This is a genomic window from Streptococcus fryi (assembly GCF_053206505.1).
In genome coordinates this window covers 1-7,358 of record NZ_JBRUGW010000051.1, presented here as the reverse complement: position 1 = coordinate 7,358, position 7,358 = coordinate 1, and the positions used below count along the sequence as shown (strand labels likewise).

Sequence of the window (7,358 nt, the reverse complement as noted above, 5' to 3'; positions counted from 1 at the left end):
CATGGTCTGCTTATTTTTCTCTTTCTCAGTCTGATACTCGGCTTGAAGTAATGTGCTGACATCAGCTAAAGAGTCTGCCTTCACCAGTTGCTCACAGAAAAGATTGCCACGGTAAAAAGGTAGCTTACCATTGATTAAGGTATCATAGCTGGTCTTCTTGTCCAATACAGACACCATCATGGCCTGATAGCGTGTTAAAAACTCTTCAACCGTCAGTGCCTCATAAGGCGGCACTTGACCTTTAACCCCTCGCTCTACTAAAAGCGGCAGAGCATTCAGGGTAAAGAGGACCTTACTCGGATGGAAATTATAGGTGTAAACGGTTTGGTTAAGAAGTTCAAACACCTGACCAATATTGATAAAATGGCGTAGCTGCTCTTCTCGTGTCAACTCAATAAGCCTATCCCAGGCATAGCATCCATCAGGCTGAACCAATTCCAATTGGAAGTTCTCGCCATCAATCGCTACTTTCTGATTGACAAACAAGGGCTGCTTAGCTTCCAAGAGTTGGAAAGCCACTGATTGATTCCCTTTAACCTCTTCTAAAAGCAATTCTCTCATAACTGTTGTCACGCCTCTTCTCCTTATTCTATAATGTTTCGACCACAAGCAGGTCACCATCTCTTAAATCAGTTAGCTCCTGAAAACGAGACAACACTCGACCCTTCTTTCCTTGGCGAGCCAGAGGGTTGTTAAAAACCAAGCCCAGACCATAGGACTCCGATACCGTCTGTAATAATTCCTGTAGGACAATCGTTGTCGGCACTCTTAAATCCAGCAAAGGACAACCAACAAGAGATAAGTCCAGACTGATATTGACATAAGATGACATCTGATTAGTTTCCTTTCTGTCGTCTGGTTTGGTAAAGTGACCAACTCATGACCATAACACCCAAACCAAGCAAAACGAGCATCTGCCAGGACACCCCTGACTTCTTCTCAACCAACTGCACGCCATAATCACTTGACACTGAAAGCTCGGTTTCAGGGTTAAACAGTAATTTCTGGTAATCACTTGACCAATTATTTCCTACTAACTTCTGAAGAAAGATGCCATCTTTAAAATTTTTTTCTTCCTCCAGACTAACGGTCTGCTTTCGGTTAATATTATCTGTGATTTCTAAATTAAAGAGCTTAGAGAGTTCTGTCTCTTGCTCAATATAATAAACTTCTTTTGTCTCTTTCCCCTGGTTAATATCCGTGTTAATCTGGAGAGAGCCATCATTGGCAAAGGCAAGTGATGGCTCCATAACGATAACACTAACTAAAACCATAAACGGATAGATAAGATAACGTTTCATAAGTTACACCCCTAAAAAATTATTTAAAAATCTATCTATTTGTTTAAGCTAAAATGTGCAGCCTCAGAACTAACACTCCCTTGGGATGAAGCATCCATTGCTTGACCTTGACTACCAAAACAATCCCCGACCAGCTTATTAAAATAGAACATCAACTGTTGGATCCCTCTCAAATGGTTTACTAAAGTCATTGCAGCTCGTCCAGTCATCTGGTTTGAGATGGTGCTAACCACAAATGATAATTCTTGAATGATGCGATGAGTGATCTCTTGAACTGCTTTTTGACTAGCGACAATCTCATCCAAATCAAAAGCAGTATAAACACCTTCTTCAATAATAACTTTTAGAGCTGGATGTAGCTGTTGCATATCGGAAGAAGCTGTTCTAGAGGCTTCAAGGGCTATGTCCAGTTTATCTGGTAACGTTTTGAATGACTGTTTTGCTTCACTGATATGATTAGTGGTAACAGAGCCATACAAACGAGATAAGTTTCCCCAATAAGTTCTTGTTGTAACAAGCTTATCATCGACCTCTTTAGAACTTTCGACATATACTTTGGTCGAAAAGGACTCATCAATTAACGCTACCGTGCTATTAAAGATGCTCAAACTATTTCGCCAATCCTCTAAGGATGCTTGGACTGAGCGAAAAGCTTCGGAAAAAGCCGTTCCAACTATTCTGGCATATTTTTGACTATTCTGTTCCACTTGAGTATCGAAAGCTTGAAGTACATCTTTAACATCATCAAAGATATGTGATTCTTCTAGGTAGGCCTGATAACTACTCGGAACCGCTGAAGGTGTTAAATAGTCGATATTAGATCCGCTAGTAATCTGACTACTTAACCACTCATCCATCTGTTGAAAATGATTTGCCAAACTTAAGGTAAGCTGAGCAGCGTTACTAATACTGATATTCAATTGTTCTAAGTTCTTCTCTTCAACAGCTAAAACCTCTGTCAGTGCTTCACTAATACCATCTTTCTTACCCTCACGAAAGCCCCTCCCTTCAAAGATTTTTTCAGCCTGATCTTTCAAGTGTTTGGCAGTTTGTTCCAAAATATCTGAACATCTAAGAGCTGACGGCGTAGGATTGATGGGCAAACCAGAGCTAGAGGTGCCTACCTGCTCTGATTGACAGTGTTGATAAAGGCTACCACTTTGCATTTTTAGAGTGGTTATCCAGCTGTTATAAGGACTAATATCAAAATAAGCTCCTGTTTCATGGCAAGCTGAATTTGGCAGAGAGCTATAGCTGATCGTATTGATTGAGGCGAGGTTATCAAAAATGTGTTTCTTAGAGACTGCTTGACCAACGGATTCGTGTAACTGATAAAAAACATCGGTCAACCGAGTTTCCTTAAAGCGTTGGACAATGCTTTCTTCAACTTTTTGCTTTCTGGTTTCAAAGTCGCCTTGAATCTTAGTATTTTTTTCTTGACACAGACGACACAAGTTGATAAGCATGGGAATCTCAGTCAGATAAAGCATGTTCAAATGACTAGATAACATGCGTAAACTATCAGGATTGATGGTGATTGTCTCACCACCAAATACCGATAAAGCACCACTGGATAGGAAGAGGTTACGAGGTTCGGTATTGATAGAACTAAGCGTCACATCTTCCTTACCATCACCATCAATATCCACCGGACTCACAGAGTTTGTCCTATCTACAACCAAACCATACTTATCAACTAAATTACCACGCTCATCAAATTGCCAAGTCGCTAAACCATGATGGGTCAAAATATTCACCATAGTCCCTACAAAACCGACGTTCTGATAAGGTTCAACATAGCGAACGGTAGTCGCTAACTCACCGCCGGTATTGCCAATCCAGTCTTTGTCGTTACGGTAATTCACTAAGATATCGGTATTGGCTTGAGCCCACTCAATATCACTTTTCGTCAACATATTGGCTGAGTTAGGGGCGTTAAAAACGGTAAATGCCCAACGATTCTTAATAGCAACCATACTAGCCAAATAGCCTCCAAGAGAATGACCAGTGGTTGAAATATGAGCATTTGGGTAGCGCTCTCTAATGTCAGCAGCAAATGTCAAGGCAGTATCCACCTGGCTCTCTACAGGAACTCGGATACTAGACGCCCCAACCGAAAATCTCTCTGTCGCAATATTCTGACCTAAGACAACACTGTTAAAATCAGCCTCCAAGTCATTCCCATCTGTAAAGCGTGTCCCAGCATAGGCAATCGTAATATGCTTATAATCCACCACACCGTTAACAACTGGTGCAACCGCCATGACCTGCATACCGTTGGTTTGATTGTCTTCAACTGCAAGAACTTGGAATTGTCCGTTCTCTATATCTTGGGGAGCAAAATCATAAATATTCCCCTCTATAGGATGGTATTCTACATCATTTCTTTTTTTCTCTACCCAGTAAGCCTGTTCGGCAAGCCATTTATATTGTTGATCGGTAGCCATAATCACTTCTCCAAATAATACACTTTAATCTCGGATATATCAATTTCCTTAGCCTTTGGAAACCATTCCACACGCTCCAATTGTTGAAAATGATTCCTAGGATTTAATCCAACCGTTCCAAAAACATCATCAAATTCAGTTAAACTATCTACAGGAATAGTCGTTTGTAATGAATCATCATTATCTACACGAACAGATAACAAATATATTCCTGTACTGGTATTTTTTGATAATTGTAAAAACTCAACCGTTTCCACATCATACCCTCTTGCAATCCATCTCACCACATTATCCTGTTGCTCTTTTGTCAATGTCTCTTTGCTCATGCCACATCCCCCTAATAAACTAACCATTCCTACTATTATCACTAATCTTGCCACTATCTTCTTGAGTTTCATCAACACACCTCTCTCAATCTCATTGCCAGAACCTCTATGTCGTTGGTTTGATTATCTTCAACTGCAAGAACTTGGAATTGACCGAGATTTTTATCATCTGGATTGTAATTATAAATTTTTGATTTCTTAGGATGATAGTTGACATCATCTCTTAAACCATCAACCCAGTAAGCCTGTTCTGCAAGCCATTTATATTGTTCGTCAATAAGCATACTACTCCTCCAAATAAATAATATGTATATTAGAAATGTCTATAAATTGTTCTGCAGTTAACTCTTCTTCTCGCTCTAAACTAGAAAATCTACTAATTGGATTAAGCCCATAAGCGGTATTTTTTTCTAAAATTTGTTCTATATTTACAATTTTCATAGTTGTTGTATATCTATCATCATCATTAAGTTCAAAAGACAGCAAATGAGTACCAGTTTTTTTATCTTGACTAAATTTAATAAATTTTACTTGTGTAATCGGGTCATATCCTCTTACAATCCGACGAACTACATTATCCTGTTGCTCTTTTGTCAATGTCTCTTTACTCATGCCACACCCTCCTAATAAACTAACCATTCCTACTATTATCACTAATCTTGCCACTATCTTCTTGAGTTTCATCAACACACCTCTCCCAATCTCATTGCCAGAACCTCTATGTCCTTGGTTTGAGTGTCTTCAACTGCAAGAACTTGGAATTGACCGAGATTTTTATCATCTGGATTGTAATTATAAATTTTTGCTTTCTTAGGATGATAGTTGACATCATCTCTTAAACCATCAACCCAGTAAGCCTGTTCTGCAAGCCAACTATTTTGTACATCACTTGACATTTTATTCTCCCAAATATATTATTTTTATATTTTTAATATTTATACTCTCATCTTCAAGTGGAGTCATTCGTTCAAGAAGTATGAAACTATCTACAGGATTTAAACCAATATCGTCAGTTGAATTATCTAGACGGTCAATATTTCGAAATGGTAAGGTTGTTTGAAATTCTAAATTATTATTTATTTTCAAATTTAATAAGTACGTCCCAGTTTTTCTATCTTTAACAAACTCTGTAAACTCGATAGATTCAATTCTATATTGGCGTACTATACGCTTGACCACATTATCTTGTTGCTCTTTTGTTAATGTCTCTTTGCTCATGCCACATCCTCCTAATAAACTAACCATTCCTACTATTATCAATAGTCTTGCAACTATCTTCTTGAGTTTCATCAACACACCTCTCTCAATCTCATTGCCAGAACCTCTATGTCCTTGGTTTGATTATCTTCAACTTGGAGAAGTTTGTACTTCCCTAAATCCTCATTTTCAAGTGAAACAGGATACTCCTCATTTAATTCTGGAGCATAAGCCTTGTCATATTTCTCAGAGTCAATCCAATAAGCTTGTTCTGCAAGCCATTTATATTGTTCATCTTTTAAAGACATATCACTCCCCTAGATATACTATATTTATTTTTTCAATACTAATTTCATCATCATTTAAAATCGATTTTTCAATATCTACAAACTTACTCACTGGTCCAAGTGTAACTTTAACAACTGGACTATCAAATTTTTTAATATCTGAAATAGTAAGTCCAGACTCCAATTCATTGTTCAACAAAAAATGAATGTGATAACTACCTGTTTTATTATCCTTTGAAAAATCTAAAAACTCAATAGAGTCAAATTCATATTTTCTTGCAATCCATCTCACCACATTATCCTGTTGCTCTTTTGTCAATGTTTCTTTACTCATGCCACACCCTCCTAATAAACTAACCATTCCTACTATTATCACTAATCTTGCCACTATCTTCTTGAATTTCATCAACACACCTCTCTCAATCTCATTGTCAGAAACTCTACGTCGTTGGTTTGATTATCTTCAACTGCAAGAACTTGGAATTGACCGAGGGAAGGTTTTTGAGGATTAAATGGATAATATAGTTTTTTCTCTGGATGGTATCTAACATCACTTCTTCCTTGCTCTACCCAGTAAGCCTGTTCGGCAAGCCATTTATATTGTTCGTCAATAAGCATACTACTCCTCCAAATAAATAATATGTATATTAGAAATGTCAACATTACTTGTTTTTTCTAGTTGTCTTACTTTTAAAATTTTCTCAAAAGTATTAATTGGACCCAACAAAAGCTCTCCTTCTTTAGTATCAAAAGCAGTGATATTATCAACTGGGATTGTGGTTTCTAGTGTTTTGTCCCAATTTACACGAACAGATAACAAATATATTCCTGTACTGGTATTTTTTGATAATTGTAAAAACTCAACCGTTTCCACATCATACCCTCTTGCAATCCATCTCACTACATTATCCTGTTGCTCTTTTGTCAACGTCTCTTTGCTCATGCCACATCCCCCTAATAAACTAACCATTCCTACTATTATCACTAATCTTGCCACTATCTTCTTGAGTTTCATCAATACACCTCTCTCAATCTCATTGCCAGAACCTCTCTGTCCTTGGTTTGAGTGTCACTTGCGTCAATAATTCTATAATCAATCTCAGCCAAATGCAATTCATCACCTGTCATTTAGAAAGTTAGCTTATGCTCCTCTGGTTAATACCCGTGTTAATCTAGAGAGAGCCATCATCGGCAAAGGCAAATGATGGCTCCATAACGATAACACTGATACACAGGATAAGGAGACGACTAAAGTGACGGTTCATACTACACTCCTGATTCGTCAAGCTCCTGGTAATGGTAGATGGTTAACCCACTAACTGCTCCTGCTAGGAGGAGCGTTAGGATAAAGGTTACCGTCCACCCTTCTTTATTATTCAAAAATGCCGTCAGCATTCCCTCTAAGTAGGTCAGCGGGGACAAGAAGGACACCCAACTGCTATGGCTGATATAATGTGAGTCGAGCAACTGGCCCGCACTAATTAAATACATCATAACTAGGAATAGGCTGATGAGGAAACCATAGCTCTTCAGGTACTGATTGAGATGACTAATACTGTGGGCAAAAAACTGTGTCAGAACAGCCAACAGCATCATCAACAAGAACATCTGACTTCCTGAAAGGGTTAAGCGATAGCCTGCAAAACCGCCGATGATAATCGCTGCCAAGAAGCCTACTCCTGTCAAAAAGATAAAGGGGTAGAGGCTGTTGGTCCAATGGCGACGAGCCACGACATCAACAATCTTAGGCCACTTAGAACGGTCACTATGTTGCAAAATATAGGACGCCGCAAGGCCAAC

Annotated in this window: 13 protein-coding genes and 1 pseudogene; all 14 read right to left on the bottom strand. The window is 38.5% G+C overall.

Annotated elements, in window-relative coordinates:
- Positions 1-573, bottom strand: a 573-nt coding sequence (locus ACVRZH_RS09650; RefSeq protein ID WP_447455076.1) for a type VII secretion protein EssB/YukC, incomplete at its 3' end; no start/stop codon positions are given.
- A gap of 16 nt (positions 574-589) precedes the next feature.
- A complete protein-coding gene (locus ACVRZH_RS09645; RefSeq protein WP_447455075.1) occupies positions 590-832 on the bottom strand; it encodes a type VII secretion protein in 243 nt (80 codons plus the stop codon).
- A 4-nt stretch (positions 833-836) separates the two neighbouring features.
- Positions 837-1,301: a secretion protein gene (locus ACVRZH_RS09640; protein WP_447455074.1), complete on the bottom strand. Its 465-nt coding sequence runs from the start codon at positions 1,299-1,301 to the stop codon at positions 837-839.
- Between the two features lie 35 nt (positions 1,302-1,336).
- Positions 1,337-3,748, bottom strand: a complete 2,412-nt coding sequence (locus tag ACVRZH_RS09635) for an SA1320 family protein (protein WP_447455073.1) — start codon at positions 3,746-3,748, stop codon at positions 1,337-1,339.
- 2 nt (positions 3,749-3,750) lie between these two features.
- Positions 3,751-4,146 (bottom strand): hypothetical protein, encoded by a 396-nt coding sequence (locus ACVRZH_RS09630; protein ID WP_447455072.1) that lies wholly within the window; start codon positions 4,144-4,146, stop codon positions 3,751-3,753.
- Entirely contained in the window at positions 4,146-4,358 is a 213-nt protein-coding gene (locus ACVRZH_RS09625; RefSeq protein ID WP_447455071.1) for a hypothetical protein, read from the bottom strand. The genes ACVRZH_RS09630 and ACVRZH_RS09625 overlap by 1 nt, the downstream gene beginning before the upstream one ends.
- A gap of 1 nt (position 4,359) precedes the next feature.
- The gene (locus ACVRZH_RS09620; RefSeq protein WP_447455070.1) at positions 4,360-4,686 is read right to left on the bottom strand and encodes a hypothetical protein; all 327 of its coding nucleotides are present in this window, start codon (positions 4,684-4,686) and stop codon (positions 4,360-4,362) included.
- 71 nt (positions 4,687-4,757) lie between these two features.
- Positions 4,758-4,970, bottom strand: coding sequence for a hypothetical protein (locus tag ACVRZH_RS09615; protein WP_447455069.1), 213 nt, complete (start codon positions 4,968-4,970; stop codon positions 4,758-4,760).
- A gap of 1 nt (position 4,971) precedes the next feature.
- Positions 4,972-5,364, bottom strand: coding sequence for a hypothetical protein (locus tag ACVRZH_RS09610; RefSeq protein ID WP_447455068.1), 393 nt, complete (start codon positions 5,362-5,364; stop codon positions 4,972-4,974).
- On the bottom strand, positions 5,364-5,579 hold the full coding sequence (locus ACVRZH_RS09605) for a hypothetical protein (protein WP_447455067.1): 216 nt from the start codon (positions 5,577-5,579) through the stop codon (positions 5,364-5,366). Before ACVRZH_RS09605 ends, ACVRZH_RS09610 begins: the two co-directional genes overlap by 1 nt.
- Position 5,580: 1 nt before the next feature.
- Positions 5,581-5,892: a hypothetical protein gene (locus ACVRZH_RS09600; RefSeq protein WP_447455066.1), complete on the bottom strand. Its 312-nt coding sequence runs from the start codon at positions 5,890-5,892 to the stop codon at positions 5,581-5,583.
- Between the two features lie 71 nt (positions 5,893-5,963).
- Positions 5,964-6,176: a hypothetical protein gene (locus ACVRZH_RS09595; protein ID WP_447455065.1), complete on the bottom strand. Its 213-nt coding sequence runs from the start codon at positions 6,174-6,176 to the stop codon at positions 5,964-5,966.
- Between the two features lies 1 nt (position 6,177).
- The gene (locus tag ACVRZH_RS09590; RefSeq protein WP_447455064.1) at positions 6,178-6,573 is read right to left on the bottom strand and encodes a hypothetical protein; all 396 of its coding nucleotides are present in this window, start codon (positions 6,571-6,573) and stop codon (positions 6,178-6,180) included.
- A gap of 251 nt (positions 6,574-6,824) precedes the next feature.
- A pseudogene (locus tag ACVRZH_RS09585) lies at positions 6,825-7,358 on the bottom strand (hypothetical protein); the annotation flags it as partial.

Coding starts and splice junctions, on each gene's coding strand:
- ACVRZH_RS09590 (WP_447455064.1), bottom strand. CDS start 6,573: ATGAAACTCAAGAAGATAGTGGCAAGATTAGTGATAATAGTAGGAATG.
- ACVRZH_RS09625 (WP_447455071.1), bottom strand. CDS start 4,358: ATGCTTATTGACGAACAATATAAATGGCTTGCAGAACAGGCTTACTGG.
- ACVRZH_RS09615 (WP_447455069.1), bottom strand. CDS start 4,970: ATGTCAAGTGATGTACAAAATAGTTGGCTTGCAGAACAGGCTTACTGG.
- ACVRZH_RS09620 (WP_447455070.1), bottom strand. CDS start 4,686: ATGAGTAAAGAGACATTGACAAAAGAGCAACAGGATAATGTAGTTCGT.
- ACVRZH_RS09635 (WP_447455073.1), bottom strand. CDS start 3,748: ATGGCTACCGATCAACAATATAAATGGCTTGCCGAACAGGCTTACTGG.
- ACVRZH_RS09645 (WP_447455075.1), bottom strand. CDS start 832: ATGTCATCTTATGTCAATATCAGTCTGGACTTATCTCTTGTTGGTTGT.
- ACVRZH_RS09600 (WP_447455066.1), bottom strand. CDS start 5,892: ATGAGTAAAGAAACATTGACAAAAGAGCAACAGGATAATGTGGTGAGA.
- ACVRZH_RS09605 (WP_447455067.1), bottom strand. CDS start 5,579: ATGTCTTTAAAAGATGAACAATATAAATGGCTTGCAGAACAAGCTTAT.
- ACVRZH_RS09630 (WP_447455072.1), bottom strand. CDS start 4,146: ATGAAACTCAAGAAGATAGTGGCAAGATTAGTGATAATAGTAGGAATG.
- ACVRZH_RS09640 (WP_447455074.1), bottom strand. CDS start 1,301: ATGAAACGTTATCTTATCTATCCGTTTATGGTTTTAGTTAGTGTTATC.
- ACVRZH_RS09610 (WP_447455068.1), bottom strand. CDS start 5,364: ATGAAACTCAAGAAGATAGTTGCAAGACTATTGATAATAGTAGGAATG.
- ACVRZH_RS09595 (WP_447455065.1), bottom strand. CDS start 6,176: ATGCTTATTGACGAACAATATAAATGGCTTGCCGAACAGGCTTACTGG.